15 protein-coding genes are annotated in these 17,875 nt (G+C 42.4%); 14 read left to right on the plus strand and 1 reads right to left on the minus strand.

Going from position 1 to position 17,875, the window contains the following annotated elements; all coding sequences use genetic code 11:
• Window positions 1-41: 41 nt before the first annotated feature.
• The gene (locus tag ACT3S4_RS09995; protein ID WP_444760982.1) at window positions 42-2,873 is read right to left on the minus strand and encodes a response regulator; all 2,832 of its coding nucleotides are present in this window, start codon (window positions 2,871-2,873) and stop codon (window positions 42-44) included.
• 349 nt (window positions 2,874-3,222) lie between these two features.
• Here ACT3S4_RS09995 and fmt point away from each other — a divergent pair, with 349 nt between their 5' ends.
• The 14 genes from fmt to ACT3S4_RS10065 all read left to right on the plus strand — a co-directional run bounded on the left by fmt (window position 3,223) and on the right by ACT3S4_RS10065 (window position 17,778).
• Window positions 3,223-4,275, plus strand: a complete 1,053-nt coding sequence (gene fmt / locus ACT3S4_RS10000; RefSeq protein ID WP_413786186.1) for a methionyl-tRNA formyltransferase — start codon at window positions 3,223-3,225, stop codon at window positions 4,273-4,275.
• Window positions 4,276-4,394: 119 nt separating this feature from the next.
• A complete protein-coding gene (locus ACT3S4_RS10005) occupies window positions 4,395-5,963 on the plus strand; it encodes a transcription antitermination factor NusB (RefSeq protein ID WP_444760983.1) in 1,569 nt (522 codons plus the stop codon).
• Window positions 5,964-6,004: 41 nt separating this feature from the next.
• A complete protein-coding gene (gene thrC / locus ACT3S4_RS10010) occupies window positions 6,005-7,426 on the plus strand; it encodes a threonine synthase (RefSeq protein WP_109592260.1) in 1,422 nt (473 codons plus the stop codon).
• A gap of 372 nt (window positions 7,427-7,798) precedes the next feature.
• The gene (locus ACT3S4_RS10015; protein WP_227697689.1) at window positions 7,799-8,896 is read left to right on the plus strand and encodes a LysM peptidoglycan-binding domain-containing protein; all 1,098 of its coding nucleotides are present in this window, start codon (window positions 7,799-7,801) and stop codon (window positions 8,894-8,896) included.
• A gap of 76 nt (window positions 8,897-8,972) precedes the next feature.
• Window positions 8,973-10,244 (plus strand): DNA-processing protein DprA, encoded by a 1,272-nt coding sequence (dprA, locus tag ACT3S4_RS10020; protein ID WP_109592294.1) that lies wholly within the window; start codon window positions 8,973-8,975, stop codon window positions 10,242-10,244.
• Between the two features lie 336 nt (window positions 10,245-10,580).
• Window positions 10,581-11,210 carry an L-threonylcarbamoyladenylate synthase gene (locus ACT3S4_RS10025; protein ID WP_109592258.1) on the plus strand — a complete coding sequence of 210 codons (630 nt, stop codon included), beginning with the start codon at window positions 10,581-10,583 and terminating at the stop codon, window positions 11,208-11,210.
• A gap of 123 nt (window positions 11,211-11,333) precedes the next feature.
• The gene (locus tag ACT3S4_RS10030; RefSeq protein ID WP_444760984.1) at window positions 11,334-11,852 is read left to right on the plus strand and encodes a GbsR/MarR family transcriptional regulator; all 519 of its coding nucleotides are present in this window, start codon (window positions 11,334-11,336) and stop codon (window positions 11,850-11,852) included.
• A 156-nt stretch (window positions 11,853-12,008) separates the two neighbouring features.
• Window positions 12,009-12,962, plus strand: coding sequence for a fatty acid desaturase (locus ACT3S4_RS10035; RefSeq protein WP_444760985.1), 954 nt, complete (start codon window positions 12,009-12,011; stop codon window positions 12,960-12,962).
• Window positions 12,963-13,079: 117 nt separating this feature from the next.
• Complete coding sequence (locus tag ACT3S4_RS10040; protein WP_444760986.1) at window positions 13,080-13,580, plus strand: hypothetical protein; 501 nt, start codon at window positions 13,080-13,082, stop codon at window positions 13,578-13,580.
• A gap of 23 nt (window positions 13,581-13,603) precedes the next feature.
• On the plus strand, window positions 13,604-14,569 hold the full coding sequence (locus ACT3S4_RS10045; protein WP_109592252.1) for a TIGR01777 family oxidoreductase: 966 nt from the start codon (window positions 13,604-13,606) through the stop codon (window positions 14,567-14,569).
• An 83-nt stretch (window positions 14,570-14,652) separates the two neighbouring features.
• Complete coding sequence (locus tag ACT3S4_RS10050; protein ID WP_109592250.1) at window positions 14,653-15,108, plus strand: hypothetical protein; 456 nt, start codon at window positions 14,653-14,655, stop codon at window positions 15,106-15,108.
• A 115-nt stretch (window positions 15,109-15,223) separates the two neighbouring features.
• Entirely contained in the window at window positions 15,224-16,093 is an 870-nt protein-coding gene (locus ACT3S4_RS10055; RefSeq protein WP_109592248.1) for a fatty acid desaturase family protein, read from the plus strand.
• A gap of 1 nt (window position 16,094) precedes the next feature.
• Window positions 16,095-16,556 (plus strand): thiol-disulfide oxidoreductase DCC family protein, encoded by a 462-nt coding sequence (locus ACT3S4_RS10060; protein WP_109592246.1) that lies wholly within the window; start codon window positions 16,095-16,097, stop codon window positions 16,554-16,556.
• A gap of 187 nt (window positions 16,557-16,743) precedes the next feature.
• Window positions 16,744-17,778: a metallophosphoesterase gene (locus ACT3S4_RS10065; protein WP_444760987.1), complete on the plus strand. Its 1,035-nt coding sequence runs from the start codon at window positions 16,744-16,746 to the stop codon at window positions 17,776-17,778.
• Window positions 17,779-17,875: the final 97 nt, after the last annotated feature.

Raw genomic sequence — 17,875 nt, forward strand, 5'->3', positions numbered from 1 at the left:
AAAGTAATGGTTTAAACCTGAAGAGTCAGTTTTACAGATTGTCATGATTTTATGAAGCTCTGTAAAACCGACTCTAGCTCTTTTTTATTGATCGGCTTTGCTAAAAACTCATCCATTCCTACTTCTATACAAGCATCGCGATCTTCTTTGGTATTGTTTGCAGTTAGCGCCACAATCGCAATTTTATCGCCTTGCGCACGAATCGCTTGGGTAGCCTGTAGTCCATCCATGACAGGCATGCGACAGTCCATCAAAATGAGTGAGATATCTTGACGCTGTTGTTGTAGCATATCTAACGCTTGCTGACCATTTTCTGCGACCACACTGCGATAACCAAGTTTACTCAATATCTTGCACGTTATTTTCTGATTGGTTGGACTGTCTTCTACTACCAAGATAAGTGGCAATACATTCTCGTTGGCAGCTTTATCTGCTTCGTTTGCTAGCTGCTTATTCTCTTCTTTTATCTCTATGGCTTGAACCAGCTTCTGTCTCGCTGGTAAGGTTAAGCGCAGTAATTCAGAGAGCAATAAAGTCGCATCTAATGGTTTGCTCAAAAATCCTTCATATTTATCTAATAATATAGAGGGAATACGGCGCTCAGGTTTCATACTAAGTAGTATCTTTGGTAGCGACGGATTATCGAGTAGGGTATTTAATGCTTGTTGTCTATCATCATTCCCTATCGCCTGATTAGCGGAAGCAATAGACAGGGTTTCATAATATTCGTAATCTAATAGCAAGATAGGGGCGAGTCTTTGCTCGTCTTGTGCCATTTTTTCGTTTAATTGTTGTAGCTCTAATTTATCTATAGAAGTGTAGATAGTAGCTGGCATCGATAAATATGCGCAAAAATCGCGCAGATGTTTGGCACGTAGTGGTTGTTTAATCACTGCTATTAGATGGATATGAGTCAAATGCTGACTATGATGATAAATAGGCTGATAATTTGGACGTCTGCAAGGCAGATAAAGATTCAGACTGCTGCCTTCAGTCATCGTGCTTTTTATTTCAATAAAACCACCCAATAATCGCGTAAAACTATTGACGTTATTTAGTCCTAGCCCTTGCCCAGTCGTGTTATTTTGCATGTAATTAACGTTTCGATGGGTGTTTTGGTTGCTGCTTTTATTAAGCTGAACCAACAGTTGATGTTGCTTCGCTATATCGATGCCCATACCGCTGTCTTTTATGCTAAAACGAATCCAGTCGTGTGAGGCATGATTGGAATTGTCTTTGTTGATTTGACTATTTTTAATCAGTGTAGGGTCTTTATTAAGATTTACTAAGCTTCGGTTTTTTGTTGCTAATAGCTCTGCATTACTGACCGTTTCGATGGTCAGTGATATATAGCCAGAAGTGGTAAATTTCACTGCGTTATCTAATAAGTCGTACAAGATTTGCTGTAGGCGCTGATGGTCTGTATCAATACAACGCGGACCGTCAGGTGCAAAAAAATACAGCAGCTCAAGTCCTTGCTGCCTTATCCTTTCTATAAATGACTGACTGACCTGTTGCCCCAGTCTATAAATATCAACAGGCTCAATGCTTAAGCGGGTTTTTCTTACCGCTATCTCTTCAATGTCTAGCACCTTATTAAGCGTCGTGAGCATACTCTGACTGCTTTTAATTAAGGATATTAAAATATCATTCTGCGCAGCAGTCAATGTCTCAGGATCAATCGGTTCTAGCGTGTCAATCATTGCTTCTAATGGAAGGCGCAAATCATGACCCATCGTCGATTTAATCGTATTAAATTCATCAATTTGGCGTTGTAGCCGTTGATTTTTTTGCTGTAATTGCCCTATTTGACTGGCAAATTCATTAACGTTATTCAGCAGTACGGTAAAGCCGTGAACCTGACCATGTTCACCAAACCATGGCGTAACGTGCAATTGATAAGCCTGTTCATTTTCTAACCCATAGACGGTTAAGGTACGAGTAACGCGTAGGTTGGATAACGTTTGCAGCAATCGTTGCGTGGATTCATCTTTACCCGCGATAAAATCCGTCAGTTCATAGTTGCTATCGCTTTGCGGTAAAGACATGAATATTTGTTCAAAGCGTTTATTGAAAAAGCTGATTTGACCATGACGCATGATCATCAGCATCGGTAAAGGGGATTGATCAACCAAACGTTCAAGACGGTGTGTTAAAGTTTTAATGCGGCGATAGTCATTATGCAACTGGTAGCTGACACGGCTCAGCGCATGGCCTAAACGCAGAAACTCAGGCGTAGATTTTTTTTGCAAAAAAGGCGGCGGACTATAGGCTTCTTTTGCGTGGCTACTTAGATTGTCCGTATAAATCAGCAGCTGTTCCCAATTGGTGCGACGATTGAGCATATACAGCAAAGCGATAATAAAAAGCATGATCGCTGCCATCAATGGCAACCAGTAGCGATAAGATATCCAGTCAATGATAAGCGGCTTATGGCGCAATATAATATAAAGCTGATGACCACTTTTGAGTTTAATGGTGCCGGTTAAGTTGCGATTATTGAGCGTGTAAGCACTATGACTGCCGTTATTAGAAGGGGATGAGCTAATGATAGGAAACGTAACGTTAGCAAAAGCACGCTCATTGGGCTGAGTATGGCGATGGATATAAGTCTGCCCAGAGGGCATCATAAAAACCAGCTGATAGCTTATGTCTTCAAATACGGGTTTTTCTAAAATCCTTTTAATGTCAGGATTTAGAAGATCATCACGTTCAGTGACTTCGTACTGCAATGTATGGAAAGTATCGATACTGTGTTGTTCACTGTGTTTTTTCATCTCGTGAAACAGCGCAAAATAATAGATAGACAACATGACCAGCAAGGTCAGTGCATAAAATATGAGTAAGCGCTGTAAGGACTGAAACTGTTGCATGAAAGCGTGGTCCTATATCGACACAAGAAACATAGTGAGTAAGTAATCAGTTTGGCACAGTAGTTGGTTTATTCAAGTCGTTTTAACTTTTACGGTTTTACAGCTATTATCTAGAAAAAAATGGTGAATGGCAGTGGAATATCGCTCAATCACGCATTGTTTTGTAAATAAACTCATCAATAAGAGCGCCCTTCTTGCTTTCTATTATAAAGACAAACCGTATCATTGGTAACGCTCGATTACCGTTATTACAACCATGGCACAACATCGTAAACTCACCTATAATGAGTCAATCAACCCTATATAATGCCTGTTTATGACTATAATTGCTTCTGCCTCCGATTTATCCATGCCATCTACGACGAAAGATTGCTCATCTAGTAAGCGCTTAAGAGTTGCTTTTGCTGGCACTCCTGAGTTTGCCGCCGTTAGTCTTGAGGCGCTTATCAGCCAGCAAGAAGCATTGAATATAGACATCGTCGCTGTATATACGCAACCCGACCGTAAGGCAGGACGGGGTCAAAAATTATCGGCCTCTGCAGTAAAGCAAGTCGCATTGGCTCATGATATTGCCGTCGAGCAGCCTCTCACCTTTAAAAAATCTAGTAGTGAAGGGTTGATCGCACGTGAGACTCTGCGTAGTTATCAGCCAGATGTGATGATTGTCGCGGCTTATGGCTTGATATTGCCGATTGGTGTATTGACCACACCGACTTATGGTTGCCTCAATATTCATGCGTCCTTATTACCACGCTGGCGCGGTGCAGCACCTATTCACCGTGCATTATTGGCGGGTGATAGTGAGACCGGCATCACTATTATGCAGATGGATAAAGGGCTTGATACTGGCGACATGCTTTATAAAGTCAGCGCACCTATTAAGGCTGATGATACAGCTGCCAGCCTCCATGATAAAATGGCTGAGCTTGGTGCGACGGCCATTATTACCGTGCTAAAGGACTTACCACATTATCAAGCACAGGCTGTACCTCAAGATGACAGTCAAGCCAATTATGCTGAAAAACTGGTCAAAACCGAAGGCGAAATCAACTGGACACAATCCGCTACTGAAATTGAGCGACAAATTCGTGGACTGACGCCATGGCCAGGTGCTTATACTTTTTTGGCAGGGCAGCGTGTCAAGATTTTAGCAAGTCTGCCTGTGAATCCGTCGCAGCAAACCAATCAGCCTGCTGGTACAGTCATCAGCGTTGGACGCAAAGCGATATTGGTAGCTTGTGGTCATGATAGTAATATTGATAATGGTCTCGAAAAACTGCAAGCCAGCACTTTAGCCATTACCGAATTACAGTTTGCTGGTGGTAAACCGATGACAGCCGAGCAAATCTGCCATGGCAACCAACTGAATGATGGTGACCAGTTCACAGCAGACTCAAAATAATTGCTCCTAAATCAGTTTAATACCGCTTAACCTTATTTATTTTAATATTTTTAATTTAATACCAAACAATCCAACTTTTATCAGACGCTAATTGTTAGACGTCAAGGAAATTCAATTTAATGAGAAGCACTGCGCCAAGAAACAATAAGCTCAAACCGTCAAGTAACCTTATCATGAATGGTAGCGTCCGCGTCCGCGTGATTCGCACTTTACTGGCGATTCAAAATGGTCAGTCGCTAGCGAGCGTCCTTGATCCGCTATTAAACAGTTTGCATGACGGTGATAAAGGTTTTGCCCATGCGCTATTGCTAACCACGTTGCGCCAATGGTACGCCCTTGAGCGTCTACTCGATAGTCTGGCTGATAACTCTATTGATGAAAAAGAAGTACGTACGACGATTCAAGTAGGTTTAACCCAGCTGCTTTATTTGCAAGTGGCTGACCATGCGGCGATTCATGAAACGGTTGAAGCAGCAAAAGAAATCGAATTTGCGCACGCGACGGGCTTAATTAATGCTATTTTGCGTAAAGTCGCTAAGAACCCAAGTAAGTTCCGTAAGAAATGTGATAAAAAACACAGCTTACCGAATTGGCTTGCCTATCAGCTTAAGCAAGATTGGAGTGAGCAGTATGACGATCTGATGCAAGGGTTACGTCAACCTGCGCCAATGTTTTTGCGCGTGAATACAGCGGTTACCTCGGTAGAGGATTATCAGCAAGCCTTGGTGGAATTTGAAGTTGAAGCAGATTTGGTTGAGCTAACGAGTGGTTTTAATTTACCCAGCTCATCGGATGCAGCTGCATCTAATAGCATATTAACCAAAGGGTTAAGATTACATCAAAGTACCGCAGTCAATGCCTTACCGCAATTCGCTGAAGGAGCTGCTAGTGTACAAGATATGCATGCTCAGCTTGCCGCGCCGCTTATTCATAACGCTTTAATTAATAAGCTGAGTGTTAAAAACGACGATGCAGACGGCGATATAGACACCAATAACAACGAGATCCGCATTTTAGATGCTTGTGCAGCGCCGGGTGGTAAGCTTGCTCATTGGTTGGAATTAATCAGCTCAAATGAGTCTTCGTTGTTTCACGTGAAACAAGACGATGCTGAAACGTCGCCTGTGATTTCGAAAGTTAAGATTACTGCGATAGATAATGAAGCGCCACGTATCGAGCGTATTCATACTAATTTACAGCGCTTAAACCTAAGTCAGCACGACTTGCAGCAAGCTGAGAAAAATATTGAGCTTAATATTGTCTGTGCTGATGCGACCACATGGCAAGGGGCGGGTAAGAAAAAGAGTAAGCTCGTATTTGACGCTATATTACTAGACTCACCTTGTACAGCGACAGGCGTAATCCGTCGTCATCCTGATATCAGTATTTTGCGTACTGAAGAAGACGTTGAGCAAACGGCATTGCTACAAGCCGATATCTTGCATAATCTATGGCCACAACTTAAAGTTGGTGGTTACCTCTTATACGTCACTTGCTCTATCCTAAAGCAAGAAAACGTTGAGCAGATGCAGGATTTTATGACTCACTATAACAATGTAGTAGCCATTGAATTTAGCGACGATTGTAATTGGGGTATTGAACAGGCGATTGGTCGTCAGTGCTTGCCAATTGATAGCGAGAGCGGCGATGGTTTTTATTATGCCTTATTGCAAAAAACTGCTGAATAAACCGTTTTAACTAATAATCTCATTGTAGACAGGACAATCTAATGAAATATATCAGTACCCGTGGTCAGACAGCGCCGATGGATTTTAGTGATGTGTTATTAATGGGTCTTGCCCCAGACGGTGGATTGATGCTGCCTGAGCACTATCCGAATATTGATAGTGCGACGCTTACTGAGTGGCGCGCGCTGAGCTATCCACAGCTTGCGATGGCGATTATGCAGCGTTTTGCCACTGATATTCCTGCGGCTGATTTGCAAGATATCATTGAGCGCACTTACACTGCTGAGGTATTTGGCTCTGATGAGATTGTTCCTGTCCGCAAACTTGAAGATAACTTATACATTTTAGGCTTGTCGAACGGTCCGACATTGGCATTTAAAGATGTTGCCATGCAGTTTTTGGGTAATGCTTTTGAATATGTGCTTAAAAGAAAAGACGCGCGTATTACCATCATTGGTGCCACCAGTGGCGATACAGGTAGTGCGGCAGAATATGCTTTGCGTGGTAAAGAAAATATCGAAGTCTTTATGCTGTCACCGCACGGTAAAATGAGCGAATTCCAGCGCGCGCAAATGTATAGCTTGACTGATAAAAACATTCATAATATCGCCATCGAAGGCATGTTTGATGATTGCCAAGATATTGTCAAAGCGCTACAACAAGATGCTGAATTTAAAGCGGCTTATAATCTAGGTACGGTTAACTCTATTAACTGGGGTCGTATCCTTGCGCAAATCGTTTATTACTTTAAAGCCTATTTTGCCGTCACTTCAAACAACGATGAAAAGGTGAGCTTTAGCGTGCCATCAGGCAACTTTGGTAATATTTGTGCCGGTCATATAGCACGAGAGATGGGTCTGCCGATTGAGCGTTTAATCGTCGCAACTAACGAAAACGATGTACTCAACGACTTCTTTAATCAAGGTGCTTATCAGCCGCGTCCGACTGAAAAAACCTATATTACTTCAAGTCCTTCAATGGATATCTCTAAAGCCTCTAACTTTGAGCGTTTTGTTTATCTCTTATTAGATAAAGACAGCGCCCGCGTTCATGAGTTGTTTGAAGGTGTGAAATCTGGTCAAGGTTTTGATTTGTCTGACCTAATGGAGGCGGTTAACACTCGCTACGGTTTTGCTGCGGGTAAATCTACTCATGCCGACCGTCTCGACACTATCAAAACACTTTATGAGCAGCATGGAGAGTTGGTTGATCCGCATACCGCTGATGGTATCAAGGTTGCCAAAGAATTACAGCGCAAAGGCGAGGTGATTGTTTGTGCCGAAACCGCACTGCCAGTGAAATTTGCCGATACGATCATCGAAGCTATTGGACCGATAGAAATCGCACGCCCCGCCCATACCGAAGGCTTAGAAGCGTTACCGCAGCATGTGGTGGTGCTTGATAATGATGCCGAATTGGTCGCTGAGCAAATTCGGCAGCATGTGATACCAAATCTAGCATAAATCAGAGTGGATTTTAATGCTTATTTTCATGAGGAACTCTATAAAATTCAATGACAAACTATAGAAATAATATTCATACAAAAGTTACGCCATTGTAATAAAGTGTTTATGATTGTGTTATGGTAGATATAATTGTAATATTAGAAACAGCGTCGGCGACTCATCATTTTGCTAGACGCTTTTTTAGTAATCATACCAGCCAATTACACTGAACAGCTGCCCTATAAGCGTCATGATAATCGTACAGTTAAATCCTTTTACGACCCTCATTGCTTGTCACTATTTTAATGACAGTCAAAGATTAAGGTTAAGTAATAGATCTAAATGGTACTAATTGTGGCGACAACAGCGGTACATATTGTGGATATAACAATGAAGATGAGCTTAAAAACGATAGCAAAAGCACTGTTAATCACGACATTTAGTAGTGCAATGCTAATGAGTGCTGCCCACGCTAACAATCCACCACCAGCCATCAAAGCGGATGCGCCTAATCGCTATATCGTCAAAAAAGGCGATACGTTGTGGGACATATCAGGACGTTATTTAGACAGTCCGTGGCGCTGGAAAGAAATCTGGGCAACCAATAAGCAAATCAAAAACCCCAATCTTATTTATCCTAACGACATCCTTATCTTATGTGTGATTCAAGGTAAAACCTTAATTGGTGTTGATACTGGCGAAGGTTGTGCTGGAGTTGAAAAGCAGTTAACGGGTAACGTGGTATCTAGCACAGTCTCAGTCACTTCAACAGCCAACAGTATTCCACCGCTTCCGTGGTCTGCTATTCAACACTGGTTAGATAAGACAGTCATCGTTAATCCACAAGATTTTAATACCACCCCTTATATATTGGCTTCTAAAAAAGGCAACTTAATTACCGCTAGCGGCGATAAAGTGTATGCCAAAGGTGTGCCACTGATCGTCGGTCAGCGTTATGGTATCTACCGTGAAGGAGAGCTATATGTTGAGCCAAAAACCCAAGAAGTTATCGGTTTAGAGGTCACGCAAGTTGCGACGGGTTTGGTTACTTCGACAGAAACCAACGGCGTCAGCAGTTTGCAGCTCACCGACAGTTACGACAAAGAAGTGCGTGAAGGTGATCGCGTATTCGTTGAGTTGAATAACTCTATTCCACCTGTGTTTTATCCAGCCCCTGCAACGGTCAGTCGTGGTGGCATGATTGTCCGCGTCATGGACTCAATCAGCTCAGCAGCGAAGGGTAGTGTCGTTGCTATCAATTTAGGTAGTACCCATGGTGCTAAGCCTGGTGATGTATTGACTGTATATCAAAAAGGGGCCTTGATCCGCGATACCAAAGACAATGACACGCCAGTACGCTTACCAAATGAGCCAAGCGGTATGGTCATGGTATTCAATACTTTCGATAATATTAGCTATGCTTATGTGCTTGATTCAGAGCTACCATTAAACGTCGGCGACCAGCTGTTACCACCGCCATATCTATAAATGAGTACACTATAAGTGAGAACATGCTTATTTTTGGACGGGACACACTAACTTAGCCTATACGAGCTAGATGATTATGATGGCAGTTACTTCTTCTTTATCAAATGAGCAGCGCGCAGTACTGGCGCTGTGGACTGAGGTGAATGCATCATTATCTGCTTATCATAAGCTCATTACTTCTTTTGGCACAGCAGAGCTTGCTTGGTACGCCAAAGTAGATGCATGGCGGCAATTGGGTATTCATCATAGCCATCTTGCCCGTCATGAACAGCCAGAGCAAACGCAAGCCAGTATCGATAAAATTCAGCAAGCGCTCATCGAAGGGCGCTATGGTCTGCTATTTGCTGACCAGCCTGATTATCCCGCACAGCTCTCGCAAATCTATGACCCACCGCCTTTATTATTTTACCGAGGCAATAAATCGCGTTTGCGTCAAGCGCAAATTGCGATCGTCGGTAGCCGAAAACCCACTGCCCATGCCCAAAAAATCACCTTTGATATCGCGCAATATTTGGCGCAAGCTGGTTATATCATCACCAGCGGTCTTGCCATGGGTGTTGATAAACGAGCACATCTAGGCGCTTTAGCACAGGCAGATACCGAATATCAAGGTCGAACGATTGGGGTAATGGGTACGGGTATTGAGGTCAATTATCCCAATCATCATGATAAATTGTTTGCCCAAATAATTGAGCAAGGCGGCTGTATTATTAGTGAGCTATTGCCGCATACAATGCCACATAAGCATACGTTTCCACGGCGTAATCGTTTGGTCGCTGGATTGAGCCTCGCCACAATTGTGACGGAGGCGACCATTCAGAGTGGTTCGCTGATTACCGCGCGTTTAACCTCGGAACAGGGTAAGCAAGTTTTTGCCATTCCAAGTCATATTGATAATAGCAATGCAGAAGGCTGTCATCATTTGATACGTGAAGGTGCGACCTTAATTTATCATCCACAGCAAGTGCTAGAAGACGTCAATGCTCAGTTGGGTTATGAAAGTTATTCTCATAAATCAAAAGATACTGTGGATAGTGGTATAGATATTACCGAATCTAATGGCTCTCAAACGAATCATAGCAAAGCTACTAAACATACAAATAAAGATAAAAGCATCGCTGTAATGGCTAACCATCCAATACCCTCTAATATCAAATCTGCTCCCAGTGCTATCGTCGTACCGGAGCATTTAACCCTCGTTTATGAGCAGCTTGATTGGCACGGGCAGGATTTAGATGCGCTGATTATCGCTACCAAAATTGTCACACCGCAGCTGATTGGACAGTTAATGGAGCTTGAATTATTAGGCATCATTAGTGTGCAAGGTGGACGGTATTTGCGCGTTTAAAATCGTACTTTCTACCGCTTTAGGCTTTTCACCTATCTACTGCCAAGTGATTGACGACAGTACAATCTAGGGCGTGTCATCAATTAGATTGTGAGGCTTAAAATGAGAAAAATTGTAGATAAACAAGGAAGCAATTGCCGTTAATATTGACAAAATTGCTGACCATGTTTAGCAAAATTTAGCCATTTTAAGACCACTAAACGTACTAATGTGCTAATTGATGACACGCCCTAGGTAGCTGCTAATAAGGTCGCTTTAAACTTCGCAGCCCTAATTTTTCTTAGTCTTATGTTATGATGAGTGCTTAAATTTCTACCTTTTTGAAGCCCTCAAGCTATGGAAAAATCCACATCTTTTACTACTGACTCTGTCATTCAAGCTGCCAAATGGCTTAAAGAAGGACAGCTACTTGCTTATCCCACCGAAAGCGTTTGGGGTATCGGTTGTGACGCTTATGACGAAGCAGCCGTTCAACGTATTTTATCCATTAAACAGCGTCCACAAGCCAAAGGTATGATCGTCATTACTGACAGCGCTGAGCGTTTAATGCCGTTACTAGAGCCTTTAGAAGAAGGTCAGCGCCAACAAATCATCAAGAGTTGGCAGGCAGATACTGACAGTATAGAGCTACAAGGTAAGCAAGCCCATACATGGCTACTGCCTATCCCTCAGACACTTGAAACGACTATCCCTCCTTGGATCACAGGGCAGCATCAAACAGTGGCGGTTAGAGTTATTGCGCATCCTATGATTCGTCAATTGTGTCAACAACTGGTCGACGTTCAAAACTCATTTGGGCTATTGGTTTCCACAAGCTGCAATCCATCAGGGCAACCGCCTGCTATGACTTTTACTGATGCCTATAGATATTTTGGCGAGCAAATCAGCTACTTGCAGGCTGACACTCTAGGCTATACTTTACCGAGCCAAATTCGTGACGCAACCACGGGTTTAGTGATTCGTTAGCGCATGACAGTCAACCAAATGATGAGTGTTATCTGTTGATTTCACTATTGACAGAAATAAAAGAATAGCGCAAGATAAGTAAATAAAATAATCAAAACTTATAAAGTAGAGTACATATTAATCATGAAACTAAATCCTGTGACCGAAAAATTTATCTTACATTGGGGTGAAATGGGCTCGCAGTGGGGCGTCAATCGCACCATGTCACAGATTCATGCGTTGTTATTCATCATTGGTAAGCCATTAGATGCTGAAGAAATCACCGAAACACTTGGTGTTGCTCGCTCTAACGTCTCAAACAGTATTAAAGAGTTGCAGCATTGGGGCTTAGTACAAAAGGTTTCCATATTAGGTGATCGTCGCGATCACTTCACGACCAATACTGACGTTTGGGAGCTTGCACGCATCATCGTGGTTGAACGACAAAAGCGTGAGCTTGAGCCAACAGTACAGTTCTTACAAGAATTGATGGACAGTCCTGAATTTGAACATGAAAATAATGAGGTAAAGTCACGTATTCGTGATACCCAAGAATTTGTTAGTACCCTAACCACATGGTCATCTGAGATGCTTAAACTGCCCACAAGCATCCTCAAAAAAGTCCTAAAACTGGGCGCTAGTATTAAAAAGGTCTTACGTTAATAGTTAGCTGTGTAATTTAAAATAAAAAATTTGCAATATAATTTCTGTTTTGACAGAAATATATGTAATAACTATAAAAGCCAGTTAAGTTTAAGTGAGATAAGTTTCTATAAAATAGCAGCAACAAAAAATAGTAATAACAAATGGATGTGTAAAATGACAGTCAATCAGACACACGCTAATAAAAAGCCAGCCATTAAAAAGGCTGTTGCTGCAGTCGAGTGGCAAGACTTGCGCCAGTTAACGCGCGGTCAAATCGCTTACAACGTTATTTTGCCTTATCCGTTTTTATTGTTGTCTTGGTGGTTCGCCAGCCACTCATGGTATGTCTTAGCATGCGGGACTTCTTACTTATTTTTTGCTGCTGCTTTCCGCCAAGCCCATGATGGTTATCATCATAGTTTAGGGACAGCTAAAAGCACGACTACTGGAATATTACTGTTGCTCAGCGTACTACTAATGACCAGTTTGCACAGCATTCGAGCCACCCATATGGAACATCACCGCAATCCATTGGGCGATAGTGACATTGAGGGCAGTCTAGCAAAAGGCTCATGGTGGCAAGCGCTGCTCGGCGGGATAACTTATCGACTCGATATTTATCGTCAAGGACTGCGTCTAAGTAGCCGTCGCAATCAAAAATTGGCGTGGCTAGAGTTTGCTTTGATTGGTTTAGTTGTCTTGGTTACCTTCGTACTGACCGTATTTCCTTTAACTGTTCCTGCTCTGACCATGTTAGCGCAAGTATTGATGTATCACATATTGACCATGATGTTGGCCAATGCCAGTGTTGGCATCATTGCGGTGTGGGGCGTGCATCATGATTGTGATGAGACAATCGCCCGAACTGAGCGCAATCCTTTGGTCAACTTGCTGACCTTTAATTTGCTTTATCACGTAGAGCATCATCTCTTTCCTGCTGTGCCATCCAATCATTTACCGACGCTTGCCAAGCGTTTAGATGCAGCAACGCCACATCTGACCAAAGCACATGTATTGCCAAGTATGGTTAACGTCATAGATTTTATTAATCATCGTTGGAACCAATTAAAGAATAAATCTCAAAATAGTAATGATAGTGACTGTCCTATTCGTAAGCGTTTTGCTTAATCAGTAGGCAAAACAAAATCAAGATACTTATCCACCAATTATCCACATGAATTTCATTGGCTTTGGCAACGCCGTATTTATACTGAATTAACGATGAATGTTAATGGGATAAATAGAATGAAAACGAATAATGAGTTAGGTGTGTATCCTTATCTACAAGTGATTATTTTGTTTGCAGGGCTTGGTAGTATGATTGGTGGGTTGATTTCAGAACTGGGTTTATTGTTTGTTTTTAGGAATGCGGATTTTGCCCAAATTGGTTACCAGCCATTACTCTATGTTGGTCTGCTTGGTTCTATTCCTGCTTTATTAACGGGTGTTATCGTCGCTTATAAGAATATATGGCGCGGTGATCATAAGAGTCTAAGCACGACATTTTTAGTGGGGTTTATAACGTCAGCAGGTTATATGGGTGCAATCATCCTATATTTAGGCATCAACTCATGGATAGAGGTTGGCGTGCTACTGGCCTTTATGATTGGTATAGGATTGTTTGGCGCAATCAATTCAGCGATTGCCAGCCGCATTGCTTTACCAAAAGTATGTAAAAGTCATTTTGATGTTAGTACTAAAAAAGTAGACGATAACTATAACGGATTAAGTTTTACTAAACGATAAGCGAAAAATATAGGGAGTAGGACATGAATATTTTAATCAGTGGTGGCTCAGGCTTTTTAGGCAGTGCTTTTAGTGACGAGCTTATCAAACGTTATCGTACGCAGGATAAGGACTTACATATTACATGGCTAACACGCGATAGCAGCCAAACGCATCCTGAAGCGATCAGCATGATGACCTACGATGAGCTAGCGAGTTCGGATAAAAGCTTTGATGTTATCTTAAATCTAGCAGGCGCAGGCATTGCTGACTCGCGCTGGAGCGATGCGCGCAAGGAGCAGTTGCTCGCCAGCCGTATCAAGCCTACCGAATCCTTATTGGTATTTATGAAGCGCATCAGTATTAAGCCCAAGCTAATGGTCAGCGGCTCTGCGATTGGCTGGTATGGCGCACAAGGCGATAAACCTCTTACCGAAAGCAGTGATTTTGAAACTGATTTTGCCCATCAATTATGTCATGAATGGGAGCAGTTAGCGCTCAAAGCCACTGAACATGGCGTGCCTGTGGCTATCGTGCGTACGGGCGTGGTTATCCATCCTGATGGCGGGATGCTCGGTAAGTTATTAACCCCATTTAAAATGGGCGTCGGTGGACAGTTGGGTGATGGTAAGCAAATCATGAGCTGGATCAGTCGTGAAGACTGGGTTGGGGCAGTGATATTCATCATTGAAAAGCATCTTGCTAATTATGCGGACACTCAGACTACCGATGATCACTCGTTAGAAACTATCAATGATACGCCAGTGCTGGTGTATAACCTCACTGCGCCTAATCCAGTGACCAATCATACTTTTACCAAAACGCTTGGAGCATGGCTACACCGTCCCACCTTTTTTACTTTACCCAATTTTCTGCTTAAGCTGATATTTGGTGAGATGTCGACTCTATTAATTGATGGTCAAAAAGTAGTGCCGCAAGCATTACAGGACGCAGGTTATGATTTTAAACAGCCAACACTGAAGCAAGCTTTAGAAGAGCAGAGTTCGTAAATCATTAAGCGACTGTTTCATGTGAAACATCATTATTATTTACATGATGCTTTGTTTCATGTGAAACCTAAATAGAGGTGTGTATGAGTGATATTGAGATTAGCGCTACAGCGACAGCATCCAGCTATCCTAAAGCTAAGGTAATAGGAACTTATGGATTGTTGGGAGGTGCGATAGGTGGTCTGATTGTCTGCTTATATATGATTGTGATGCTTGTAATTGACGGTAATATTTTTAGGCAAGAGTTAACAGATATTTTCAAAATGCTATTAGCTTCTATTGTAGGCGGATTCTTTTTTGGTTTGCTCCCTACGTTAGTAGCTGGATTAACTATATGTAAGTTGAAGATAGTCTTTGACTCCATACTAAAAATAGTACCGTTATTCTTCATTGGATTCTTTAGTACTTTTATATTTTCAGTTTGGATTATAGCAACAGATGTTTTTTTAGAGAAAATAATATTTGGATTGGTTCTTAGCTTGATAGGTGGAGCCAGCGCTGTGATTACAGGTCTTATCGCATTACCTAAACACAAATAAAATTTAACTTTAAATTTCATTATTGACAGAAATAAAGTAAATTAAAACAGCCGATTAAATTAAGTGGTCGCGCCAGCAAGACAGCTACTGCTTATCACCAAGTAAGGAGAACATCATGCGTCATCCTTCGTTAGACAGTGTTGAATGGCAAGATTTGCGACAGCTTAGTCTGAGCGAGACTGTTTATAATATTTTTTTATCTTTGCCTTTTTTATTATTGTCATGGTGGAGCGCGTGGCAAGGGTGGTGGTTGCCTGCACTTGTGGCGACTTTTTTCTTTTTTACCGCCGCGCTTAGACAAGCCCATGATTGTTATCATCGAACGTTGGGAGTAGGGAAGCTTGCCACTGAGCTCATGCTGTTTTTTCTCAGTATCACGATGCTCTGTAGCACGCATGCTATTCGGCACACACATCTCAATCATCATAGAGATCCACTTGGAGACAGCGATGTCGAGGGTAATTGGGCTCGTCTGCCTTGGTATCAGGCGATATTGGGCGGCGGACTTTTCTCGATTGCGATTCAGTGGTTTGGCTTGACGCATGGTAGTCGTCGTAATCATATTCTCGTTGGCTTTGATCTGTTGCTCATTTTCGCAGTGATTGCCACCGCTTTTATCACGATGCATCCAGTTTTGATGTATCACGTATTGGTAATGATATTGGCCAATATCATGGTGGGATTCTTTGCAGTATGGAGCGTCCATCATGGTTGTGATGACGTGGTATATGCGCGCAGTGAGCGTCATCCATTGATTAATTTACTGACTTTTAACTTACTCTATCACATCGAGCATCATCTGTTCCCAGCGGTGCCGACCAATCATTTACCAACACTGGCGAAGCGCTTAGATGTTGCCGCACCGCAATGGACGCAGCAGCCAGTCATCCCTCTTTTAGCCGCAGCCAATCAGCACCAACAATCTAGCGTGACTCAAAAATCTAATAGTCTTGATACTGAGATATCACTCATAAAGGAGTCGTAAGATGATTATCCAAAATCATATCAACAGTTATAGAGAGCAAGCGAATTTGTCCATTGCCATGTACTACGATGATGCGTGCGTGATATGCAGCACCGAGGCGCATAATATGAAAAAACGTCAACCGGAAAAGATACACTTAGTTCCTGTAGACGAGGGGGTTGATGAGTTGGCCGCCGCAGGATTTAGCCGTAAGGATGCGATGACTTATATGTGTATGCAAGACAGCTACGGCAATTGGTATACGCACATGGATGCCGTACGACTGCTCTACAGAACGGGCGGCGTGAAATGGTCAACGTTGTTATTTTTGCCAGTGGTCAAACAACTTGGCGACTTTGCTTATCCGTATGTCGCGCGCAATCGCTATAGAATTCCAAATTGGGTGACCAAGTTGCTCTATGGCAAAGCGCTGATGCAAGCTTGTGACAATGGCGTTTGCAAAATAGCACCAGATAAACGTTAAAGTACGTTTAGTGGCAACCATTTAGTTTTGTGGCAACAGCACCTTGGGCGTAAAGTATATGAAGTTTTCGTGGAAAAAAGGAGGCTATATCCAGAGCATCAAATTTTTCACGTAAGATAGCGTTATCTCTATCTGATTAGACCTTACTATGTGGTTCTTCATCGTTTTTACTCAGTTGCTAGCTGTTATGACCACCGTTCTTATTTACTGGTTAATAAAGCCAAAAACGACTGCCGCCAAAGCTGTGCTGATAGCTGCTGTCTTTATTATTAATAATAGTGCTCTCATTTATGGCTTGACTGAGTTTTGGGGTGAGCGCTTTCACGTTTATCTGGTCGTTAGTATTTTGCAAGGTTTTATGTTTTATGCTGGTTTGATAACTTCTGTAGTTGCGCTCATTGTCTATCGGCTCTTTAAACAAAAATCTCGTCCAATACTCTTGCTTACCTTTGCCATTACAGTTTATGTCGCCATTGTTAGCTTAGCGGTATTTAATGCTTATTCGCCCGTCGTACATCGTCTAACTGTTACGATTGACAAACCGCTGGCTAAACCAATGGATATCGCGCTTGTCTCTGATACGCATCTGGGCAGATGGTTTGGCAATCGGCAGATAAAGAAAATGGTGCGCCTTATCGATGCGCAACATCCCGATGTCGTGGTTATCGCTGGTGACATTATGAATGATAATACGATTGCTTACGATAATACCAATATGCATGAGCAGTTATCAAAGCTAAAGGCACCGCTTGGCGTCTACGCGACTTTAGGCAATCACGATTATTTCGGTTATGACCAACAGATCACACAGGCGGTGGAAGAGGCTCGCATCAAAGCGCTTGATAATGAGAGTTTGCTATTAAATGACTCGGTGTGGCTGGTGGGGCGCTCAGATGATATTGATCGTACCAGACTGTCAGCCGAGGAGTTATTGACGCAAGTAAAGACAGACAAACCGGTGATATTTTTGGAGCATCGTCCTAGCGCGATGGATGAGGTCAGCGCCCTGCCAGTCGATTTGCATCTGTCTGGGCATACCCATGGTGGGCAGATATTTCCGTTAACGATATTGATGGATTGGTTGACACCACTAAACTATGGCAGCAAAAAAATAGACGATACGCAGTTTTTGGTGACCTCTGGTTATGGCATTGGTCCCGTACCATTTAGACTGGGTACGCGTTCTGAGATTTGGATAATTACGTTACAGTCTGGTATATGAGCCATTTAAATAAACAGTGTTACCCTAATGATAAAGCCTCTACCATATCTAAATGTTAGAGGCTTTTATTTGCTGTTAGGCTGGCTAATAGCTACTT

The sequence above is a fragment of the Psychrobacter sp. AOP30-A2-5 genome (genome assembly GCF_052378115.1).
GTDB lineage: Bacteria > Pseudomonadota > Gammaproteobacteria > Pseudomonadales > Moraxellaceae > Psychrobacter.